Raw genomic sequence first — 22,494 nt, forward strand, 5'->3', positions numbered from 1 at the left:
TATGAAGAGAATAAAACAGTTAGTATTCATTGGTATAATTTTGTTAGTCATATTGATGATATCGGTTTTTGTCATAAGAAGACCTTCTTATACAATTCAAACGACTGGAAAATTATACGTTGTAAATAAGCTTAGTAGCAGTATCACTGTTTTTGATTTGTTCAAAGGCAAAGAAGTCACAAAATTCCCAATTGATGTGCTACCGCATGAGGTAACAACATTAGATAACCAGGATAGGGTTGTCATTACTAACTATGGAAGCCTAAATGTTGTTGGAAATAGCATAACCGTAATCAATACAAAAACCAATAAAATAGAAAAAACTATTGACCTAGATGAAAGTATAAGACCGCATGGAATTGTTGCTTTTCCAAATTCCAATAATGTTGGAGTGGTAACAGATGGAGGTAATGATTTGGTAGTGGTTAATGTAGAAACTGGTAGAGTTGAAAAAAAGATACTGACGAAACAAGTAGTAAGTCATTTACTGGTTCTTCATCCAAATAAACCAATTGCTTATGTTACAAATATTAATTCTGGTTCGGTAAGCGTTATCAATCTTGAGCAAAATAAAGTAATTAAAATTATTCCTTGTGGAAAAGGCACTGAAGGTATTGATATTACGCCTGATGGAGGTGAAATTTGGGTAACTAATAATAAAGAAGAATCCATCTCTGTTATTAATACTAAGACATACCAAATTACCGATACTTTAGCTACTGGGAAAGAACCTTTAAGACTTAAATTCTCTATCGATGGGAAGTATTGTATGGTTCCTAATTCAAGTGATGGGACTATTTCAGTATACGATACATATTCAAAAAAACAAATTAAAACCATAAGTATTCCAGGTAAAAAAAATCTTGTAGAAAGAGCACTTTATCATACGCCGCGTCCAGTTGGGATTTTGATGCATCCAAATGGGTTATATGCTTTTGTGGCTAATTCAAATGCTAATAAAATTGAAGTTATAGATATGAAAACGTTTAACTTGGTTAGCACTATAGGAACAGGAAAGGTTCCTGATGGATTAACATATGTTGAATAGTAATTAGAATAAATATAGTTAAATAATATTTAATTAATATTATAGGTAATTATGACAAAACAACTCGTCTACATAAAATGGCATGTTATCTATATGAAAATGTTAATTAAAGATTATTTAGAAAGAGTTTCTTATATATAAATAGTTTTACTTAAAATTAAATTAACCCTAGATCATTTTAAGCAAAAAGCATTATGAAAAAACTTGTATTTAATTTTATTATTACGTCAGCATTATTTTTCATTTCTAGTTGTGATGTGATTCCAAATATAGAAACTAACGAATCTACCGAAGTAGAATTAGAGGGGAGTAATGATGAGTCAAGTAATGTTATTTCAATTCCTAATGGTTTTGACTTTAGTACACACAACCAAGTTCAGATTACTATAAATGATAATGAAAGTAATGTTCTGTATGATGTTTATGCTTATTCTGATGAAAAATACTTTGCAGGAACAGAAACTTTTGAAAACCAAGAAGGCAAGGTAGTAACGGAAGATGTTTATAAGTCGGATGTAATGAATAAATTGATTTTCTCTGGAGTACCATTTAATGGTATATTGAATCAAACTATTAGTATACCAACATTTTATGATAAAGTGTATATCCGAAGGAATGATAATCTTAAATTCACCTCATCGATTGAAAATATTTTGAATCAACAAGTTAATTATAATCATACTTCTACAAGTAAAAGTGCAAGTGGAAAATCAATTTCTGGAGATTTAGTCAATGATTATTTGTATTGTGTAAATGGTTCGGGAGAATTATTTCAAGTAGATCCTCTATCTGGTGGCCTAACTGATTTGTCAGATATGCCCATGGGAAGCTGGACTTGTGCAATAGATCAGGAGAATAAAACCTTGTATTCTATAGGTAAAAGTAGCCCATATCCCTTAATGAAATATTCTATAGAAAATGAAACATGGGAAATTGTTGCTAACATTGGAAGAGGCGGTCCAAGATTAGACTATAATTATAGAGATGGATTGCTTTATTTTTCCACAGGAAATAAGTTATATACTTACGATCCAACAAACGGAGTTAATTTAAATACTTGGATTATTAATGGATTGCATAGTACAAGTGGAGGTGATTTGGCCTTTGCAGAAGACGGTACACTGTTTTTATGTACTTTTTCAGGTCTGTATAGACTGGAACTAGATGCAAATAATGAATATCAAAGTTTTCGAATAAGTTCAGATAATCTCCCATTTCAGCCAACATCAATGACTTTCGATTCTAATCAGGAATTATGGCTTGCAAATAATGCGAGTAGTTCTGATTTAATTATTATGGACACTCAAACTGGTGGTTGGAAGTATAATTATGGAGTAAGCGCTAATAATAATAGCGATTTAGGAAGGACAATTAATGATTTAACAACATTTAGAATATTTTCTATAAATGATAATGAAATAGATACAGATGGTGACGGTATTTTAGATATTAATGATGCATCACCAGATAACCCGGATATTGCTTTTGAATATTTTACACCTAGTAAGTATGGAAAAGGGACTGTTGCTTTTGAAGATTTATGGCCTTATAAAGGGGATTATGATTTTAATGATTTGGCTTTAAGTTATCAAGCTATTGTTTACTTAAATGCTCAAAATTTAGCAGTTAAAATTGATTTTAATTGCTTTGTTAAGAACAATGGGGCAAGTTATACAAATGGCATTGGATTTGAGATAGAAGGTTTAGTACCATCGCAAATAGAAAGTGTAACTGGAACAGTATTAGTAAATAACTATATAAACTTAAATGCTAATGGAACAGAAGCGAATCAAGATAAGGCCGTAATTATTTTATCTGATGATGCAGATTCCTTGTTAAGTGAAACTACCATAGCTATTAATTTTACGGAACCGATAAGTACTGATGATTTAGGCTCAGCTCCTTTCAATCCATTTATAATAGTGGATGCTAATAGAGAAAAAGAAGTACATTTGCCATATAAAAGCACAACAACTTTAGGAGTATATAATCCACAAGAAAATGCTGTAAACAGTGATCAGGATGGTAACTATATTTCAGATAGTGGATATCCTTGGGCAATAAGTATAATCCATGATTTTAAGGTTCCAAAAGAAAAAGTTGACATAGCAAAAGCTTATAATTTTTTTATCACTTGGGCTGAATCGGGAGGCTCTGGATATAAGGATTGGTATAAGGATAATCCTGGTTATCGTAACGTAAAAGATATTCAAAACTAAGTTTTTTAAAAGAGTAGTGTTTTAGACTTTTAGTTGGTGCTTAAAATAAGTGTAAACATATTAGTTATTTTCTAGGCTTGCTTTGGATGTACTTAATAGAAAACTTTATCCACCAATAGTAATCATACTTCTGTTTTTATTGTGCAGTTTTGGTTCTTGTAGTTTCTTTAAAGTATCCATGCCACCACGAACTTTAAACTTTGCCTTTACTGCTTTCTGAATAACTGGTTCAATAGAATTTCCAGCTCTTAAGGTTGTTAGTAAATCTGATTCTCCAGAGGAAAATAAACAGTTTTTTAATTGTCCGTTAGCAGTTAAACGGAGTCTGTTGCAAGAATCACAAAACGGATTAGTAACCGAGCTAATAATAGCAAAAGACCCTTTATAACCTTTTATTTTATAGTTTTTAGAAGTGTCATTTGGTGCATCTCGTAAACGTTCAATTTTATCTTTTGGAAAAGTATCATTTACATAAGTCATCACTTCGGCATAAGAAACCATTTTACTAATGTTCCATTTATTGCCATCAAAAGGCATAAATTCTATAAAACGAACTGATACTGGTAAGTCTTTAGTGAAATTGATAAAATCGATAATTTCATTATCGTTAAAACCTTTCATCAACACAGCATTTACTTTCACAGTAAAACCTTCTTTTACTAATAATAAAATATTATTATAGACTTTTTTAAAGTCATTTCTTCTGGTAATGTGCTTAAATTTAACTGCATCTAAAGAGTCTAAACTCACATTAATTTTATTAACACCATTCGCTTTTAGAACATCAATAAATTTATCAATAATTACTGCATTGGAAGTAATTGATAATTCAACCGGAAGCTTAGCAAGTTTTCCTAAAATTACAGGAATATCCTTTCTAATTAAAGGTTCGCCTCCAGTTAATCGAATTTTAGTAACCCCATTATCTACAAAGATTTTTGCTATCTCATAAATTTCTTCATAAGTCATTAAATGACTTTTAGGAGATAATTGAACCCCTTCTTCTGGCATACAATACGTACAACGTAAATTACATCGCTCAATTAATGAAATACGAAGGTATGTATGATCTCTACCATGTGAATCTTGTAATATGTTTTTATTGGTTTCCATTAATTATGTCTGGCGCCTTTTAAAATTCTAAAACTGTGTAATATGGCTGGAAAAATAGCTTCCATAGATTCTTTTGCTCCATTTGTTGAACCAGGGAGAGCTAAAATCAAAGTGTCTCCTATAGTGCCAGCGATACTTCTCGATAACATAGCAAATGGCATACGTTCTTGACCATAACTCCTAATAGTTTCCTCAATCCCTGGAATTCTTCTGTCTAATAAGGGAAGTAGAGCTTCTGGAGTAACATCTCTTCCTGAGAGACCTGTTCCTCCTGTATAAATTACCATATCGATGCCTTGTTCTTGATATGATTTTGCTTTTTGCTGAATATCTTTAACTTCATCTGGAATGATTACATATTCAGATATTTTAACATTACAACTTTCAAGCTTACTAATAATAGCTTTACCAGCCTTATCTTCTTTATGCCCTGCAGAAATCGTATCAGAGCAAACAACAACAGCTGCTCTTAAATCTTTTCTAAATGTATCTCTAAAATCTGATTTTCCTCCTTTTTTGTCGAGTAATTTTATAGCATGTATTTCAATGCCTTTATCGATAGGCTTCAACATGTCATACATGTTTAGAGCTACAACGCTAGCGCCATGCATTGCTTCAACTTCTACGCCAGTTTTGTAAATGGTTTTTACGGTAAAAAGAACCCTAATTTCTAACCCATCAACCTTATATTCAACACCTGTAAATTCAATTGGTAAAGGGTGGCAATCTGGCAAAATATCTGGGGTACGTTTTACACCTAACAATCCTGCTGCTTTACTCATAGCAAACACATTGCCTTTTGGTACGGTGTCGTTTTCAATTGCTTGAATCGTTTCTGGTTTGCTAACTTTTACAATGGCTTGAGCGACTGCAGTTCGTAATGTTATACTTTTATGTGTGATATCAACCATAACTTAACTATTTACCTTCCATTGATGAGATTCGTCTTCAAGAATTTCTTTTCCAAATACGGGAACATCAGCTTTTATAGCTTCAACAATATATTCTAAAGCTTCAAAAACTACCTTTCTTCTTGATGAGGACACAAAAACGAACAAACAAATTTCACCAGCTTTAACAGTGCCTAAACTGTGATAAATATGCATGCATGTTAGTTCAAATTTTTCAAAAGCTCTTTCTCTAATCTCATGAAACTTTTGATTAGCCATATCTTCATAAGCTGTATACTCAATGGCTGAAACTGTTTTCCCATCAATGGCATCAGCTCTTACTTGTCCAAGGAAAATATTATGGGCACCAATACTTGTCTTAGTTTGATGCTTATAAATGGAACTTCCAATGAATTCCGAAGAAATTGCACCTTCCTTAAATACGTTTTTTGGTTTTTTATTTGACATTTGTCTTTTCTTTATGTTGTTCTATTAAATAGTTTTTTATTTCTAAAGCACCTTCCTGAATACTATAACAGTTTATGATTTGTTGCTCTTTTAAAAAGTTGACAGCTTTTCTACTTCTTATACCAGACTGACAGAAAAAGTACTTCACCGTCTTGTTTTTTAATTGTCCTAAATTGTTTTGCAAAGAACTGAGTGGCATAGATTGAACAGGCAATTCATCAACTTTAGGCTGCTCATGAGTTTCTCTTACATCAATAAATTGAATATTCTCTTTGTTGATTACTTGGTAAATGGAAATAAGTTCTTCAGTTGCACAATTAATATTTAAAGCTCTTTCTTTAAATGTAGATTGACCATTTAAAACGCCATTAATAACGGTGTCATTTCTATTGATTTTTAATGTAGACGTTTTGTTTGATAAGGCGTTATAGCAAAGTAATTTACCTGATAAAACATTGCCAATGCCTAATATGATTTTGAGAGTTTCATTAGCCTGCATACTGCCAATAATTCCTGAAAGCACTCCTAAAACCCCTATTTCTGAGCAATTAGGAACGGCATCTTTTTTTGGTGGGTTAGGGAAGAGACAGCGATAACTTGGTCCGTTTTGATAATTGAATACAGATATTTGCCCTTCAAATTTATAAATAGCTCCAAAAACCAATGGTTTATTCTTAATGATACAAGCATCATTAACTAAGTATCGTGTCTCAAAATTATCAGAACCGTCTACAATAATATCATATTGTTCAAATAATTCAAGGGCATTATGATAAGTGAGCGCTTCAGGGTAAGCATTTATTTTGATGTCATTATTTAAATCTGCCAATCGTTCTTTTGCAGCAAGTGCTTTATTTTTTCCTAATGAAGATGTGCCAAATAGCACCTGGCGTTGTAGATTTGAAAGTTCTACTTTGTCGAAATCAATAACCCCCAAAGTGCCAACTCCTGCAGCAGCAAGGTATTGCAACACCGGACAACCTAAACCACCAGCGCCAATAACCAATACCTTGGCTTTTGAAAGTTTGTTTTGACCTTCAGAACCAATTTCAGATAAAATGATATGTCTGTTGTATCTACTCATTTAATAATTTATCCACCGGCAAAAGGTGGTAATAATGCTATTTCTAAACCTGTTAATTCTGTTTCTAGTGCAACCAATTCTTGATTTTGTGCTATTTGAAAATCTTTGTTTTTTAATTGGTCATATTTATTGTTGAGAACTTCCAACAAATCTGAAACTTGTTCTCCAGGTACTTTTATAGTTTCTTCATCTTTATTAGTGACTTCAGCTATTTGTCCAAAATATTTAACCGTTATGTACATCTCCAATAGTTTTTAGTTCTTCTTGCGTGTTTATATTCATTGTCGTTTTTTGATTATCAACATTCAATACTACATTTTTCGTTTTCAAAGAACTTATAACCCTTCTTAAGCGTCGTTCATCATTTTGTAATGCATCAAAAAACACTTTGGCACATTTCTTATTATAAAGCGCAATTAAAGGCATGGTTTTATCATTACTTTCAATTTGAATGATTTCAGAGTCATTGTCAATATTCTCTATCAACTTTTCTAAAATACCCGTCTTAATCAACGGAATATCGCAGCTCAGAACAAGGTTGTAATCTGTTTTTGAAGCTGATAAACCCGAATATATTCCAGAGACAGGACCAGCACCTTTTATAATATCATGGACACGTTTATGTCCAAAAACATCATAATTGGAATTATCCGAAACAATCATAATGTCTGAAACTAGAGGTTTTAATGCATCAATGCTGTATTGAATAAAAGGTTTTTCGTTAAAAATCATAAAACCTTTATCAGTTCCCATGCGCGAGCTTTTTCCTCCAGCTAAAATGATGCCTGTTATGTCTTTCTTTTCTACCATCATGTAAAAAATAATTTAGTACAGGCTATGATTAATACAAAGGCTAAAATATACCGTAAGCGTTGATTGTTTATTCTTTTGCTGCCATAATAACCACCTAAAACGCCACCAATTAGTGCAATAAAGACTAAAAGGAATGATTCTTTTTCAATAGTTACACCGCTACTAACTTGTCCGACTAATCCAGCTGCGGAATTTACCCAAATAAATAGTGCCGAAACTGCCGCGGCTTCTTTCATTTTCCCCCAATGCAATAACAAAATTAGAGGAGTTAGAATAATGCCACCACCAATTCCAATTAATCCCGAAAAGAAACCAATAAGACCACCTACAATTAATCCTTGCCAAAGTTTAACTAGTTTAGTTTCATAGTTATCTTTTCCAAAAACATTTAACATTTTAAGAATAGCAAAAATGAGTAAAAAGGCTAATATTTTTTTATAAATTGAAGCATCTACTTCTATTGTACCACCAATAAAGGCTAATGGAATAGAAGCTATAGCAAAAGATAAAAATAGTTTTTTATTAAAATAACCTTCTTTGTAATAGTAGTAAAATGAAATACCAGCTACAAAAATATTAAGTAATAGAGCAGTGGGTTTCATGCTTTCAGGAGCAAATGAAAACAAAGCCATTAATGCTAAATAACCACTTGCTCCTCCATGACCCACACTTGAGTATAGGAAAGATACTATTGGTAATATTAGTAGAAAAATATATATGTGATCGTTTTGTAGCATTTAAAGATTCTTAATTTTCTCTAATTGTTTGTCTAAAAATTGCCAGCAGTTTTTATTAATATCATCAAAAGCAACGACAAGCGATTTTCCATAATCTGTTAATTCCGCACCTCCACCACCTTTGCCACCAATGCTATTTATAGTTACAGGTTTTTTTGCCGATTTATTTACGGAATCTAATAATTGCCACGCTTTTTTGTAGGATATATTTAAAGATTTTGCAGCTTTAGAAAGCGAACCTGTTTCTTGAATGGCCTTTAACAAATGCACACGACCTTCGCCTAAAAGCACATTGTCTTCAGATTCTATCCAGATGCGACTTTTTATTTTATATCCCATGGCTAATCATTTTAAACTGGTAATATTATAACTTCAGCAGTATCTCCTTTTTCAATTTTTGTAACGGTTTCAGGAGCATAAACCAAAGCATTAGACAAGGCAAAAGTTTGCAACATTGATGAGTTTTGTCCTTCTAATATCTCAACTTTTCCATCATTATAAATCGCTTTTAAAAACTGTGGGCGGTCGCCTTTCTTTTCAAAATCTGAAATAGATTTAGCATTCATTCTAGGTAATTCCAAATCCCCTCGATTCATCATGTTTTGGAGTGTAATGTACACGTAAACATAAAAACACGATAGAGCAGCAGCAGGATTCCCAGGTAATGCAAAAATTTGAGTATTGCTTTTTTTACCAAAAAATAAAGGCTTTCCAGGTTTTTGCTTCACTTTATAAAAGAGTTCTTCAACTTGTAGCTCTTTTAAAGCTTTTCCAACAAAATCATAATCGCCTACAGATATACCACCAGTAATTAAAACTAAATCGTTACTACTAATCGCTATATCTATGGTTTCAATGGTTTTGCTGTAATCATCTTCTACTTTGTTGAGTGTTACATCATAAAACTTTAAATTATACAAGGCACTTAAAAGCATTTTGGAATTGCTTTCAAAAATCTTTCCATAGGGTAAATCTTGACCAGCTTCAATCAATTCATTTCCAGTAGTAACGATGGCGATATTAGGTTTTCTATATACTGAAACTTTTGTAACACCTAGAGATATTAGATATCCTATGGCTGCAGGTGTTAGTTTTGTTCCTTTTTTTAAAGCTATATCACCAGTTTTAACCTGCTCTCCTAAAGGGCGAATATTGTGTTCTAATGGAATTTGGTTTTCAATAGTTATCAAATTGCCTTCTGATTTCACTTTCTCTTGCATCATGACTGCATTTGCAGAATCTGGAACAGGCGCGCCAGTAAAAATTCTAACTGACTCTCCTTTTTTAAGTTCAGGTGCATGACCATCCCCAGCTTTAACCTCTCCAACTAGTTTATATGATAAATCATTATGAAGGTTCAATGCATAACCATCCATAGCAGATTGTCTAAAGGGCGGCATATTAATAGGTGATAAGATATCTTCAAACAGTTCATAGCCACCAGCTTTTTCAACTTGTTTTATGGTCGATTTTAATAATGGCTTACCGTTGGTTTTTACAATAGAAATAGCTTCAGAAATAGAAATCATAAAGTTTTCGTTATATCCCAACAAATATAACGAATATGCTTTTATTTTCTATAATTGACAATATTAATTTACGAAACTAGAAGAATTGAACTTATTTCATAAAAAACTCCACATAATTTAATATGCAGAGTTTTTCGGATATTTAAATCCCCAAAGGAATTAATTAATAGCATAACAAATATATGCAATTTTTCAATTTTTAAAAACTCCAGGATTAACTTGTTTATGTGTTAAATTAACATGAAAAAATAAGGTTTTGATATACGAAGTGAAAATACTACATAAGTTAGAGATTATTCTTAAAGTTACTTTCAAAATACTTTTCTTAAATTTAAGCAGTAAAATAAAAGTATGCTTAAAAAAGTTTTTGGAAGTGCTGTTTTTGGTGTGGAAGCCACCACAATTGTTGTTGAAGTAAATGTTGATAGTGGTATTGGTTATCATTTGGTAGGATTACCAGATAATGCCATAAAGGAAAGTAATTACAGGATTGCAGCAGCACTACAAAATAATGGTTATAAAATCCCAGGTAAAAAGATAACAATAAATATGGCGCCTGCCGATTTACGCAAGGAGGGAAGTGCTTACGATCTTACACTAGCAATTGGAATTCTTGCTGCATCAAAACAGATTATAGCAGATGATTTGGATAAGTATTTAATTATGGGCGAATTGTCTCTTGATGGTAGTTTGCAACCTATAAAAGGCGCCTTGCCAATTGCAGTTAAAGCAAGAGAAGAAGGTTTTAAAGGTTTTATACTTCCGAAAGCGAATGCCAAAGAAGCAGCCATAGTAGATAGTTTAGAAGTTTTTGGTGTCGATAATATTAAAGAAGTTATTAATTATTTTGACAAAGGAGAGGCTTTAGAGCAAATTATAATAGATACCCGAAAAGAGTTTGAAAAAAACTTAGATTTCCCAGAGTTTGATTTTTCAGATGTTAAAGGACAAGAAGGTATTAAACGTTGCATGGAAATTGCAGCAGCGGGAGGGCATAATATTATTTTAATAGGCCCACCAGGAGCAGGTAAAACTATGTTGGCAAAACGCTTGCCAAGTATTTTGCCACCAATGACACTGCATGAAGCATTGGAAACTACAAAAATTCATTCCGTAGTAGGTAGAGTTAAAGATACAGGTTTGATGGCGCAGCGCCCGTTTCGAAGTCCTCACCATACTATTAGCGATGTTAGATAATATATTGTAGGGGTGTATATAATCTTATTTCACAAGAACTTCATTAATAAAATATCCTACCATACCGATTATTAATAATATAATTCCAAAAAACAAATTTTCTTTAACTCTTCTTATTTTGTTTTCAAAATAACCGTTGTAGTTTTCTTTGTATTTCTTATTCCTGCTCATATAAATAAATATACTATTTATATCCTCAAATATTACTATTGATTTCTAGTAATACCAAAACTTATTTATTTCCGCCATAACTAATGAATTACAATTGTTAATAACTACTTGCATATTTATTAAAACGGATTTAGTGTTTTATTGTTAATATACTAGTAGTTCTTTATTAAAAAGCAACTAACGATAACAATATAAAATTACAAAAAATGGATAAACAACGAAAATTTCTTTACATCACACCAGCAAATTGTGATAAAGTTGACAAGACAAAAAGCAAGTATGGTACAACGTTTAATGGAGCTGTAAATATACTACTAACTAAGGTTAATGATGATAAATAATTAACTTCTAATTAAAAATAAAACAAGAAGAATGGCAACAAGAAAAGTAATAGGATTTAGACAAAATAAATATAATAAAGCAGTACATAATAATACGCAGGCTTTTAAACTAGTTGAAGAATTAAACGATTTAATTATTGTAGCATTGGGAACGGTTGAAGACTTAAATTATATAGAGTTATTAGGCGCACCAAGACAGTATGTTATTAATAAATATTGGGAGTTACATTGTACGGATAAGCCATCACATTTGGATCGTACAAATATCTTTGAAAATGAAACTAATGTAGATTTAAACCACCTAGAATATAAAGTAAAAGCATTAAAAGAATTATGCAACGAACTAGATATATCAAAACCTTCTATAACTAGCAAGAGTATTAATTCTAGCCTTAAAAAGAGTGATTATAATATTACTCTAAGTGATGCAGATAAAGGCTTATATAATGCACTAGAGAGGCTTATTGAGGCTGTTGAGGATATTAAAAAAGAAAACCCAGAATTAAGTAATTTAATTCAAATAATGCGCTTTAGCAAAGGCAGGTTGATTGTTGATATAGCAAACAATAAATTAAAAATAAATGTAGAACATTTTGCATAATCATGCTAGATAAACACAGATATGATGGGGTTTTCTAAGAATAACAAATATGGAGGTAGAAAAAAAGGCTCTAAAAATTTAGTCAATAATGATATTCGGTTAAAGTTCAAAGAACTGTTAGAAGCAAACATTGATACGATGCAAGCAAATCTGGATGAACTAGGAGCAAAGGACAGAATCAAAGTAATGCTTGATATGGCTCAATACGTTCTTCCAAAATTAAGGCATATAGATTTAGATTCATCACCACAAAAGGTAACACCACTAAACTATACACCAGAGGAGAGAGAGAAACGGATTTTAGAATTAATCAAAAAAAAAGATGCTGAATAGCCAAGAGTTAGAAGAATTGGATTTCTTATTGATTGAACAATATATAGAAGATAATAAAATATCATTTGGAGTATTTAAAACCAAAAAAGCTGCTGTATTAAATTCTATAATAAACCTTACAGGACAGCATGAAAATGTTATTTATATAGATGGAATGGATAAGATTAGGTTTGTGTGAAATGATACTGAAGCTAAAATAAATACAAAGCCATGATAATATTAAGCAACATAATAGCAATCGTTATCTGTATATTTTTTTTTAAAAGGAAAGCGAGGATTTCTGCTTTGTTCTCGTTTATTTGATTTGGACTAAAGCACTTGGGTTAAGGCTCGAGTGCTTTTTTCAAGCTTGAATTAACAAAGGTTAATAAGAGTTAAAAACTTGTTTACAATGTTTATAACTACTCCTTTAGTTTATGACCTAGATAAAATAATTTAGTAGAATCAAAAGTAGAAGATAGGTTACTGCTATTATAAAGATTTTTGAGTAAAAATACTTTTTGATGCATGGATTTTTAAGAGATATGCAATTACCCTTGGTGTATCTAATACCAAAATATAAATAACTGATAATCAATATATTAATATTTAAATATGAATAAGGTAGGAATAGAATATGGCAAATGGTTAGGAGGTATGGAATGGAATTATTTAGCAACAATAAGACCTCATTATTCTATAACACCAACAAGCAGTAATAGAATGATGTCTAACTTAATCAAGTATAAAAGTGTAGATAGTTTATTCTTTTCATTAGAAAGAGATAGAAATTGTAGTATGAATCATGTACATCTTATGTTAAAGACTAATTCTACATTTAGCAGAGATAAATTAGCACAGGCATTAAAATTGAATACTAAGGCTGTTGGATATTTCGATAGCGTTCTATCTTCAGAAGCTGTTGCTTATTATTGTACTAAACATATCACTAAGCCTTTTTCACATTACAATTTCTTTTGTTAGGCAATTCTTTTTATCTTTAAATCATGAATGACAATAAGCACGATAAAATCTTATTTATACTTTTTATTATTGTGGTAATATTGGCTGGGATAACATTACGCTAAATTAGTATGAAACAAAAAAAAATAACATTAAAGACTATTTTAATAATTGTTTTAATATTCATTGTTTTGGCTATTGGTCTACTCTTTGTTTGTAAAGATGCTTACGAAAATGTGAAGAATTGTTTTTATTAAATCGTGTAAAATGACCTTATACGAGTTTAATGCATTAGAACTAAACGAACGAATGGAAGCAGTTAACCAATACGGTACTTTTTTAGACAACTACATCACTAAAGACATTAAAATTAACTGCTATGCAATAGACAAATTCTTTGTTGAGGTTGTTTATTATGGAGAACAGAATGTTATAACAGAAATTAGGAGTTTTAAATACGGGCATAGTCTTGATAAGTATGCTGGAAAGTTTTAATAAAAAAAGGGAATAATTTAGGTTAAGAACTATCCCCTAATTTTCGACTATAAATAGTCCTTAATTAATAGCGATACAAATATAGAAATATAACAATTTAACAAAATGATATATATTAGTTTCCACAAAAATGCTTCACATTTCATTAATTATCATCTTTGATATAAATAGATTAATCAATACAAAATCAAATTAATTAATCTTTTTAATTCTTTTAAAAAAAATCTAAACTGATATTCATCATTGTTACATTGTAGCGATATAAATACCTTATACAATTAATCCATTAAATTCTAACATCATGAAAAAAAATTACTTTAAATCATTGATTTTAGGAATCATATGCTTGACCTTTGGTTTAAGCCATTCCCAAAATATTTTGACTGATGGTGATTTCAGTTTAACTACTGAAATTATTCCTTTTGACACTCCCACACCACCTTCCAATGTATGGGCATACTGGGTAAATTTTTATGGAAATGGCTCAGATGCAAACCCAATGGTTGTTGATGAAGTATGCAATTTTCAAATAATTAATGCTGGATTTAACACTTGGGATATTCAGTTGGCACAATGGGGTTTTTCATTAATACAGGGACATGCTTATAGACTCATATTTGACGTTAAAGCAGATGCCAACCGTTCTTTTGGAGTTTTTTTAGGTGAAGATGGTGGTAACTATACCAGTCTAATTGGTTATAATCAATATTCCCAAAATGCAACCACAGAATGGCAAACTTATAGTTTAGATTTTGAAGCTTTTGCAATATTTCCACTTCATAAATTAAGTTTTGAATTGGGTACTGATAATACTACTATTTATTTTGATAATGTCATATTACAAGATTTAGGCCCTACTCCACCAGATAAGATTGTAATTGCTGGTACTTTTCAGGATGAACTAGGTTGTTATAGTGATTGGGACCAAAATTGTGAATTTACAGAACTGACCTTAAATTCCTCATCAGGTTTATACACCGGTACTTTTCAAATACCTGAAGGAAAAAACCGGTACAAAGTAACTGTTGGGGGTAGTTGGGATATAAATTATGGTGAAAATGGTCTAATTAATGGGCCTGATATTTTTTTGTGTCTCCCTTCGGGTTCAGAAGAAATAACATTTATATATAACCCGTCCACAAATTTAGTAACTACATCGCCTATTGCGAGTGGATTTTCGCCTGATTGTTTGCCACTAGTTGTGCTTGCGGGTTCTTTTCAGGATGAATTAGGTTGTTATGGTGACTGGGTTCCGGATTGTACCAACACAGAACTCATATATAATTCAGGTTCTGGATTATTTGAAACAGATTTGAATATTCCCAGTGGATGTTATGAGTATAGGGTAGTTATAGAAAACAGCTGGGAAAATAGTTTTGGCATGGAAGGCATTCATAACGGCCCAAATTATATCATATTTATTCCAACAAACCCTGATATCACGCACTTTACATATGACCCTGTTAGCCACATCATCAGTTCAACGCCATATAGTGGTGCTCCGCAGGGGGTGACAAAAGTATCACTTTATGGAACTTTACAGAACGAATTGGGCTGTATTTATGATTATGATTATGAATGTGAGAACCCAGCCTTAGTATATAATACCAATTCCAGTCTATGGGAAGGCAGCTTTACACTTCCTGCCGGATGTTATACTTACTGGGTGAAAGAAACAGTTGGCTGTAATAATATATTCTTCTATGGAGAAAATGGCACTGAATGGGGTAATGAGCTTCAATTATATATTCCAGCAGATGGTGAAATCACCTTCAGTTACGACGCACAAACCCATATCCTGACTTCAACGCCTTACACTGATATATCTACATTAAATCAATGTCCAAACACTATTACTGTGAATAACTCACCTGGTATTTGTGGGGCAATTGTAAATTATCCAGAATTTGTGACCACAGCCAACTGTGGAGGTGAAATTCTTTCAATAACACAAACTGAAGGATTACCAAGCGGTTCCTTATTTCCAATTGGTATTACAACAAATTCATTTTTGCTTTCTAAAACAACAGGTGATGAAATAACTTGTAGTTTTGATATTATTGTTTTTGACACAGAACAACCAGTAATTGCAGATTTAAATGAGATCTATGAACCCCTTTGGCCAGCTAATCATAAAATGGTACAAGTATTCATAGAATATGTTGTTATGGATAACTGTGGAAACACCACTACTGAACTTTATGTTACCAGTAACGAAGCCGAAAACGGTGTAGGTGATGGCGACAAAGCTCCAGATTGGGAAATATTGGACGAGCATAATGTACTTTTAAGAGCAGAACGATCAGGAAAAGGAGATGGAAGAGACTATTATATAACAATTATGACCTTCGACGACTCAGGAAATTATTCTGAAAGACAAGTAATTGTTAAGGTCCTACATGACCAAGCAGTTATAAAAGAATTTAACAATTCTAATATAAAAAATAAAGGGTTCATTCTTTATCCAAATGGAGTTGACAGAGTAATTAATATAAAAGGACTCGAATTTTCTGAAAATGCATCTTACGATATTTATAATATGTTTGGTGAAGTTAAAGAAAATGGCATTTTAAAAAACAACAAAATAGATGTAAGAACACTTCCTCAGGGAATTTATATTTTAAAATTCAAAACAGAGGAAGGTGACTTCTTTAAAAAGTTTATAAAAAACTGATTTTTAGTTAAAGGCCTATCTATCAGATAGGCCTTTTTTTTTGCATAGCCTTATTTATTGCTTTCAAATTATTATTTTACAAAAACCTTAGAAGAAAAAGGCTACTGTTTGGTTTGTATGATGCTTTCTACACAACTTCACCACCTTAGCCATTAGAATCAACTGGTATGCCATAGACAAGTTCTTTGTTGAGGTTGTTTATGATGCAGAGCATAATGTAATTACAGAAGTAAGAAGTTTTAAATATGGAAATAGTCTTGATAAGTATTCTCCAAAAGTTTAATCAGGATTAATCCCCAAAACACGAACGATAAATTCCAACTAACCAAATACTATCATTGAACTGTAAAACGCTCTAATTGGTGATGTGTAAGGCTTAAAAGTTTTTTTACTAGTATGATATTAATCATATGTCAACCTTTTTTAGAAGGTTACATTTAGTCCACAAAAAATAATCTTTATTCAAAATGAAAAAAATAAAAATACATTTTAGAATAATGGCCATTTTCTTCTCTTCTTTAATCTTCTTTCAGGGTTGTACGGTTTATAAATCTGCTAATGTTACTCTTGACAAAGCAGTTAGGGCGGATATGAAAGCCAGAATTAAAACTAATGATAATAGAACTCTAGAGTTCAAGAGAATAAGATTTGAAAATGGACAATATTACGGTGTTCATAATATCAGTAGGGATATCATTAAAACTCAGATTAATGAACAGAAGGTAGAAAGAGTACAACTCAAAGATAAAATAACGTCAATTATTCTGCCTGTTGGAATGGTTTTGGTTTCTGCTGTTGTTATTATTTGGGGTGGCGCATCTGGATTTGATTAATCAATGTTTTTTCAAAGTCATAAAAATTAATCAAAATCCACACAATACGCGCGCGCGAGGTTGTAATAAATCAATTAATTGATTTGTATTGATTATATTTAATTCATGGATGACGAAAAGCATGATAAAACCCTATTTATACTTTTTATAATTGTAGTAATACTGGCTGGGATAACATTACGCTAAATTAGTATGAAACAAAAAAAAATAACATTAAAGACTATTTTAATAATTGTTTTAATATTCATTGTTTTGGCTATTGGTCTACTCTTTGTTTGTAAAGATGCTTACGAAAATGTGAAGAATTGTTTTTATTAAATCATAACAAATTAAAAAGTTACCGTTGAAAACGAGAGCGAAAGGCGGTAATATTTCAATAATTCAAGAAGTCGAGAGCGAAGCGTCTTTACGAAAAGAGATACTAGAGAGAATTAATTGCAGTCTTTAACGAGCCATGATTTCTCTGCGTCATTAACAATATATACATTGCCTAAAGATTCGCCATTATTATTAGTGAAACCGATTAAATTCACAAGAACACATTCTCCAATTTCAGCTTCATTCAATATAACTTCTATATCAGAAATTAATATAGAACCCGCATCACGTAGGTTTAAACTACTTGCACGTTCAGGACTATCTTCACAATTACTTGATAAATGATATTGTATTATTGGAAAGCAAGGAGTTATACTTAAAGCATCACTAATTCTACTAGCAGAATCACAACTGATTAAAATTGTGGTCAATAAAAAGAAGATTAATTTTCTCATAGTTTTAAGTTAGTTTCTTGTAAGGTAGACAAAGATATAGAAGTAAAACCTAATGCAATAATTAAGTTAATAGCAATTAAATCAGAGTGCGAATAATGGTAGGCTATAAAGACAAAATAAGAACTCATTTTAGCAATGTTTACAAGGCTTTTGATTGATTTGACGTCATAACATTACAGACTAATTATCATGGCTTAAATAGGCTAAAAACAGTCTTAAATCAAAGGTTATGCGAATAGACTTTCTAACTTATTTAAATGCTCTTGCTTAGTTTCTTTTAAGTATGTTTTAGTAATGGAATAACCACTATGTTGTAATTGCTCTCTTGCAGTTTCTACACCATAATTTTTATAGATATAACTACCAGCAGTTTTACGCAAAGAGTGAACACCGAGAGTTAAACCTTGTTTTATAGCATTATTATAATCTTTTGCAAATACTGATTTCAATCTTCTATTAATCCAAGTATGTGAGAAAGGCACTCCCATAGATTCATTAAAGAATATATTATCTGATACAGTTTCTTTTATTGCTTTAGATATTTTACTATCAACAAACGCCCTACCTTTTTTGTTTGTCTTATGTGCAGTATAATTAATTATAGCACCATTATCTTTAAATTCAATCGTACGCTTGTTTAAAGTTAGTATATCAATACTTCTTAATCCAGTTTGAATACCTATTAAAATAAATAGACCGACTTTATGCTCATAATACTTTTTGCTATCTAACAACTTCACACCTTTTTGATATGCTTTGTCATAGTCTAATTTTAAAGATTCTTTGTTCATAATTATAGAATTATATGTTTATTAACTACATAAATATAGTGATAATAAACAATATATCAAAGCAACACCTTACAACACCAATAAAATCAATGACTGTTTATTAATACACAGTAATAAACACCTCTAAAAACAGACTTTCACGTAAATTCAGATATACAGACTCTAGTTATCTCATCCTTGAGATTTCAAAGCTGAATCAATCAGAAATAAGTATAAATAAACAAACCACAATATACATAGAGACTAAAGTAACTGGAATTAATTAACAATACTATGTTACTTCTTTATGTTTATTGTGGTCGTTGACTTCTAATATACAAAAAATAACCGAATATAGCACTATGAATATCTGGTTTTATGATAGTCAAATATGTATTTACCAGAAAGTGACTTTTCAAAATTTGTAAAAATATCTCAGAACCATTTTGTAGGATTAATTATTTTATTTAGTCAATCAAAGAAGATAGAACCGTTCAAAAAAAGCGTAGTTTACCAAAGAACAAATTAATCAAATAAACCTATGTTTGCAAACGCTTTAGAGCGGCTAATAAACATGCTAGCGGAATTAATGATGGCTGGAATTGTTTCTATCATAATAGGGGTTGTATTAGCAGCTCTTATTGTTAACAAAATAAAGCTCAAACTCAAGCTCAAGAACTGGATACAAATAACGTTCAAAATAATTTTATCATTTGTATTCATGTTTATTATTTTTTATTGCATTATGTATTTCGGAATAATCGAAATGACACCCGAAAATTTTATCGAGTTTTTTTCACCCCTTCTACGTTAACGTAAAACGGACACCCAGAACCCACTTAGACCACTCTTATAAATAGGCTTTTTACGTGAATCTACTTCCTGCTGGGTACTTCGCCCACACTTATAAATTCAAACCAAAACAAATGTAATACAACGCAAATAGTGAAAACGACTTTAGAAAAACAACCAATGAAAAAGAGTTTACGCCTACACAAGTGAGTAGATTAATAAAACAAATTCGTTAAATAGCTCTTAATTGCTCCATGAATTCTTTACCACTTTTTAATAATTCTTTTTCATCATAATCGAATATATCTTCTGTTAATGGAATTAAAATTCCTTTTTTCATTTCAATAGCACAAGGGTATATATTATTGAATCTAAACAATAAATAAGCTTCTTTCTTAAAATAGGGGATATTAAAATCTATAATCAATAGACAAATATTGTCTTTATATTCAATGACAATTTCTTTAATGTATTTTTTTATTACTTCTCTTTTGTCATGAAAACTTGAATTGTTCTTAACAGACTTTAAATCATTTACAATATCAAGTATATTATTACTGATGTTGTTAAGGCTATCAATTCTTTCTTTTCTATTTTCAATATCAATTTTAATTTTTAGTCCTTCAGCTTTAATTCGTTTTAATTCGGGCGCAAGTTCTTCATCACTTAATAAGCCTCTTACAGCTAGTTTAACAGCGTTATTTTTTTGATGGTCATTATCTAACTTTAGTTTGTTTAATTCAATTAGACTAGTGTTTAAATCGTTTAGGATTGTTTCTTCATTATTACTTTCAAAATGTTCCTGTATTAATTGTTTAAATATTTCATCTACAAAAAACCTAGTCCATATAAAATTTTCAATGACATCGATATTGATACTGCGATTGCCACAATTTTTGTCTTTATACCTTTTGCTAGAACACATATAATAATTGTCCTTCTTATTTTGTCGAGTTCTGCCATAATAATAACTGCCACATTTTTTACAGGTAATTTTTCCTTTTAATAAATAATTGTATGTATATTTTTTACCATTAGTATTTCTATTCTTGATGAGGTTTTCTTGAACTTTTTGCCAAAGGGTAGGAGTAATGATACTAGGGCAATTATAAACACCGCTTTTTGTGTGTCTTTCACCTTTATACATTGGGCTTTTTAGCATACCTCTAATGGTGTGTCCAGACCATTTAATATCTTTCTTTTTTACGGTTCTTTTTTTACCATTGTATAGAGTTGTTAAAGTTCCTTTCCCTATTTTATTATATCGTGTTAGTATGTTTTCGCTATTAAATATTTCTGCGATTTTGTTCGTTCCATTGCCACTTAAAGACAATTCAAAAGCACGCTTTACGATTTTAGCTTCATCATCATCAATAATTATATAATTATCCTTGTCTTTTGAATAGCCATAACGAGTATTACCATGTGCTTTACCTTCTCTAGCATTATCTTTTAAAGATTTTTTTGTCTGGATGCTTTGTAGTTCTCTTTGGTACTGATTAAGACCTGATAATATATGATTATGTAGAGCATTGTTAGGATTGTTAAAATCTACCTTAGTGTTATCAAAATAGACTTCACAATCTAAAGTCTTTACAAGAGTTGAGAATTTTGCGTAGGTTAAAGTATTTCTTTCAAGCCTGTTTTGATTTCTAAACCAAACAGAAGTAATAAAACCTTTTTCTATATCACTCATTAACGATTCTAATTGTGGTCTATCTTCAATATCTAAGCCACCACTAACACCAGAGCCTTCATCATAAATCTTTAAATCTTTAAAACCATTGTTATTTGCAAATTCTTTACCTTCTCGTATTTGATTTTGAATAGAATTACTATCTTCATCTTCTCTAGATAATCTTGTATAAATAGCTAACATAACTTGACTTTTATTAATTATAAATATAAAGAAAATATTAATACCACCACAAGAAATGATATAACAGATGTAGCACTTGTTGGTGGCGGTACATTTCCACAACCAGGAGAGATTTCATTATCACATAACGGTGTTTTATTTTTAGATGAATTACCCGAATTTAAGCGCGGTGTTTTAGAAGTGTTGCGTCAACCTTTAGAAGATAGAGAAGTTACTATATCCAGAGCCAAATTTACGGTAACCTATCCATCGTCATTTATGCTGGTAGCAAGTATGAATCCGAGTCCAGGAGGTTATTTTAACGATCCTGATGCACCTGTAACGTCAAGTCCAGCTGAAATGCAACGTTATTTGAGTAAGATTTCGGGACCATTATTAGATCGTATTGATATACATATTGAAGTGACACCAGTGCCATTTGACAAACTTTCAGAAGATAGAAAAGGAGAGACTTCGGTTGATATTAGAAAGCGTGTTACTAAAGCAAGACAAATTCAAACACAACGCTTTAGCGATTCAGAGGTAGTCCACTACAATGCACAAATGAATACAAAGCAAATTAGAAAATATTGCTTGTTAGACGAAAATTCAAAACAACTTTTAAAAACGGCCATGGAACGCCTAAATCTATCAGCTAGAGCCTATGATAGAATTTTAAAAGTTTCTAGAACGATTGCTGACTTAGAAGGTGTAGATGAGGTGAATGGTTCTCATATTAGTGAAGCTATTCAGTATCGAAGTTTGGATCGAGAAGGGTGGTTGGGGTAAGTTTAGTTTGATTAATTATTTAAT

The 22,494-nt window shown here is 31.2% G+C and carries 23 protein-coding genes and 1 pseudogene; 12 read left to right on the forward strand and 12 right to left on the reverse strand.

Going from position 1 to position 22,494, the window contains the following annotated elements:
- Window position 1: 1 nt before the first annotated feature.
- Window positions 2-1,048 carry a cytochrome D1 domain-containing protein gene (locus AC2D6V_RS09605; protein ID WP_484647921.1) on the forward strand — a complete coding sequence of 349 codons (1,047 nt, stop codon included), beginning with the start codon at window positions 2-4 and terminating at the stop codon, window positions 1,046-1,048.
- A gap of 194 nt (window positions 1,049-1,242) precedes the next feature.
- Entirely contained in the window at window positions 1,243-3,267 is a 2,025-nt protein-coding gene (locus AC2D6V_RS09610) for an LruC domain-containing protein (RefSeq protein ID WP_484647922.1), read from the forward strand.
- Window positions 3,268-3,372: 105 nt separating this feature from the next.
- On the opposite strand, the gene moaA is transcribed toward AC2D6V_RS09610, so the two are convergent.
- Genes moaA through AC2D6V_RS09655 form a run of 9 tightly spaced genes read right to left on the reverse strand, consistent with a single transcriptional unit; the run spans window position 3,373 to window position 9,901 of the window.
- A complete protein-coding gene (moaA, locus tag AC2D6V_RS09615) occupies window positions 3,373-4,380 on the reverse strand; it encodes a GTP 3',8-cyclase MoaA (protein ID WP_484647923.1) in 1,008 nt (335 codons plus the stop codon).
- Complete coding sequence (gene moaCB, locus AC2D6V_RS09620; protein WP_484647924.1) at window positions 4,380-5,291, reverse strand: bifunctional molybdenum cofactor biosynthesis protein MoaC/MoaB; 912 nt, start codon at window positions 5,289-5,291, stop codon at window positions 4,380-4,382. The genes moaA and moaCB overlap by 1 nt, the downstream gene beginning before the upstream one ends.
- A gap of 3 nt (window positions 5,292-5,294) precedes the next feature.
- On the reverse strand, window positions 5,295-5,738 hold the full coding sequence (locus AC2D6V_RS09625) for a molybdenum cofactor biosynthesis protein MoaE (protein WP_484647925.1): 444 nt from the start codon (window positions 5,736-5,738) through the stop codon (window positions 5,295-5,297).
- Window positions 5,728-6,822 carry a molybdopterin-synthase adenylyltransferase MoeB gene (gene moeB, locus AC2D6V_RS09630; RefSeq protein ID WP_484647926.1) on the reverse strand — a complete coding sequence of 365 codons (1,095 nt, stop codon included), beginning with the start codon at window positions 6,820-6,822 and terminating at the stop codon, window positions 5,728-5,730. The genes AC2D6V_RS09625 and moeB overlap by 11 nt, the downstream gene beginning before the upstream one ends.
- Before the next feature lie 8 nt (window positions 6,823-6,830).
- Window positions 6,831-7,064, reverse strand: coding sequence for a MoaD/ThiS family protein (locus AC2D6V_RS09635; protein WP_484647927.1), 234 nt, complete (start codon window positions 7,062-7,064; stop codon window positions 6,831-6,833).
- Window positions 7,048-7,635, reverse strand: a complete 588-nt coding sequence (gene mobA, locus AC2D6V_RS09640) for a molybdenum cofactor guanylyltransferase (RefSeq protein WP_484647928.1) — start codon at window positions 7,633-7,635, stop codon at window positions 7,048-7,050. Before mobA ends, AC2D6V_RS09635 begins: the two co-directional genes overlap by 17 nt.
- Window positions 7,632-8,372, reverse strand: coding sequence for a sulfite exporter TauE/SafE family protein (locus AC2D6V_RS09645; RefSeq protein WP_484647929.1), 741 nt, complete (start codon window positions 8,370-8,372; stop codon window positions 7,632-7,634). Before AC2D6V_RS09645 ends, mobA begins: the two co-directional genes overlap by 4 nt.
- Complete coding sequence (locus AC2D6V_RS09650; protein ID WP_484647930.1) at window positions 8,373-8,711, reverse strand: winged helix-turn-helix domain-containing protein; 339 nt, start codon at window positions 8,709-8,711, stop codon at window positions 8,373-8,375. It lies immediately after the preceding gene.
- Between the two features lie 11 nt (window positions 8,712-8,722).
- Window positions 8,723-9,901 (reverse strand): molybdopterin molybdotransferase MoeA, encoded by a 1,179-nt coding sequence (locus tag AC2D6V_RS09655; protein WP_484647931.1) that lies wholly within the window; start codon window positions 9,899-9,901, stop codon window positions 8,723-8,725.
- A 351-nt stretch (window positions 9,902-10,252) separates the two neighbouring features.
- On the opposite strand from AC2D6V_RS09655, the pseudogene AC2D6V_RS09660 reads away from it, so the two are divergent.
- From AC2D6V_RS09660 to AC2D6V_RS09700, 9 genes and pseudogenes are all read left to right on the forward strand, one after another.
- A pseudogene (locus AC2D6V_RS09660) lies at window positions 10,253-11,092 on the forward strand (YifB family Mg chelatase-like AAA ATPase); the annotation flags it as partial.
- A gap of 383 nt (window positions 11,093-11,475) precedes the next feature.
- Window positions 11,476-11,610 carry a hypothetical protein gene (locus tag AC2D6V_RS09665; RefSeq protein ID WP_484647932.1) on the forward strand — a complete coding sequence of 45 codons (135 nt, stop codon included), beginning with the start codon at window positions 11,476-11,478 and terminating at the stop codon, window positions 11,608-11,610.
- A 31-nt stretch (window positions 11,611-11,641) separates the two neighbouring features.
- The gene (locus tag AC2D6V_RS09670; RefSeq protein WP_484647933.1) at window positions 11,642-12,211 is read left to right on the forward strand and encodes a hypothetical protein; all 570 of its coding nucleotides are present in this window, start codon (window positions 11,642-11,644) and stop codon (window positions 12,209-12,211) included.
- Between the two features lie 24 nt (window positions 12,212-12,235).
- Window positions 12,236-12,544: a hypothetical protein gene (locus tag AC2D6V_RS09675; protein WP_484647934.1), complete on the forward strand. Its 309-nt coding sequence runs from the start codon at window positions 12,236-12,238 to the stop codon at window positions 12,542-12,544.
- Window positions 12,534-12,722 (forward strand): hypothetical protein, encoded by a 189-nt coding sequence (locus AC2D6V_RS09680; protein ID WP_484647935.1) that lies wholly within the window; start codon window positions 12,534-12,536, stop codon window positions 12,720-12,722. Before AC2D6V_RS09675 ends, AC2D6V_RS09680 begins: the two co-directional genes overlap by 11 nt.
- Before the next feature lie 416 nt (window positions 12,723-13,138).
- Complete coding sequence (locus tag AC2D6V_RS09685; RefSeq protein WP_484647936.1) at window positions 13,139-13,507, forward strand: hypothetical protein; 369 nt, start codon at window positions 13,139-13,141, stop codon at window positions 13,505-13,507.
- A 246-nt stretch (window positions 13,508-13,753) separates the two neighbouring features.
- Complete coding sequence (locus tag AC2D6V_RS09690; protein WP_484647937.1) at window positions 13,754-13,981, forward strand: hypothetical protein; 228 nt, start codon at window positions 13,754-13,756, stop codon at window positions 13,979-13,981.
- 301 nt (window positions 13,982-14,282) lie between these two features.
- Window positions 14,283-16,655 (forward strand): pullulanase X25 domain-containing protein, encoded by a 2,373-nt coding sequence (locus AC2D6V_RS09695; protein ID WP_484647938.1) that lies wholly within the window; start codon window positions 14,283-14,285, stop codon window positions 16,653-16,655.
- A 497-nt stretch (window positions 16,656-17,152) separates the two neighbouring features.
- Window positions 17,153-17,488, forward strand: coding sequence for a hypothetical protein (locus AC2D6V_RS09700; protein ID WP_484647939.1), 336 nt, complete (start codon window positions 17,153-17,155; stop codon window positions 17,486-17,488).
- A 431-nt stretch (window positions 17,489-17,919) separates the two neighbouring features.
- Here the strand turns inward: AC2D6V_RS09700 and AC2D6V_RS09705 are convergent, their stop codons facing one another.
- From AC2D6V_RS09705 to AC2D6V_RS09715, 3 genes are all read right to left on the reverse strand, one after another.
- Window positions 17,920-18,261: a hypothetical protein gene (locus AC2D6V_RS09705; RefSeq protein WP_484647940.1), complete on the reverse strand. Its 342-nt coding sequence runs from the start codon at window positions 18,259-18,261 to the stop codon at window positions 17,920-17,922.
- A 227-nt stretch (window positions 18,262-18,488) separates the two neighbouring features.
- Window positions 18,489-19,052, reverse strand: coding sequence for a tyrosine-type recombinase/integrase (locus tag AC2D6V_RS09710; RefSeq protein ID WP_484647941.1), 564 nt, complete (start codon window positions 19,050-19,052; stop codon window positions 18,489-18,491).
- 1,003 nt (window positions 19,053-20,055) lie between these two features.
- Window positions 20,056-21,702: a recombinase family protein gene (locus tag AC2D6V_RS09715; RefSeq protein ID WP_484647942.1), complete on the reverse strand. Its 1,647-nt coding sequence runs from the start codon at window positions 21,700-21,702 to the stop codon at window positions 20,056-20,058.
- A 3-nt stretch (window positions 21,703-21,705) separates the two neighbouring features.
- Between AC2D6V_RS09715 and AC2D6V_RS09720 the strand changes: the two genes are divergently transcribed.
- Window positions 21,706-22,470 carry a YifB family Mg chelatase-like AAA ATPase gene (locus AC2D6V_RS09720; RefSeq protein WP_484647943.1) on the forward strand — a complete coding sequence of 255 codons (765 nt, stop codon included), beginning with the start codon at window positions 21,706-21,708 and terminating at the stop codon, window positions 22,468-22,470.
- Window positions 22,471-22,494 lie beyond the last annotated feature (24 nt).

The organism is Algibacter sp. YIN40, from assembly GCF_057219435.1.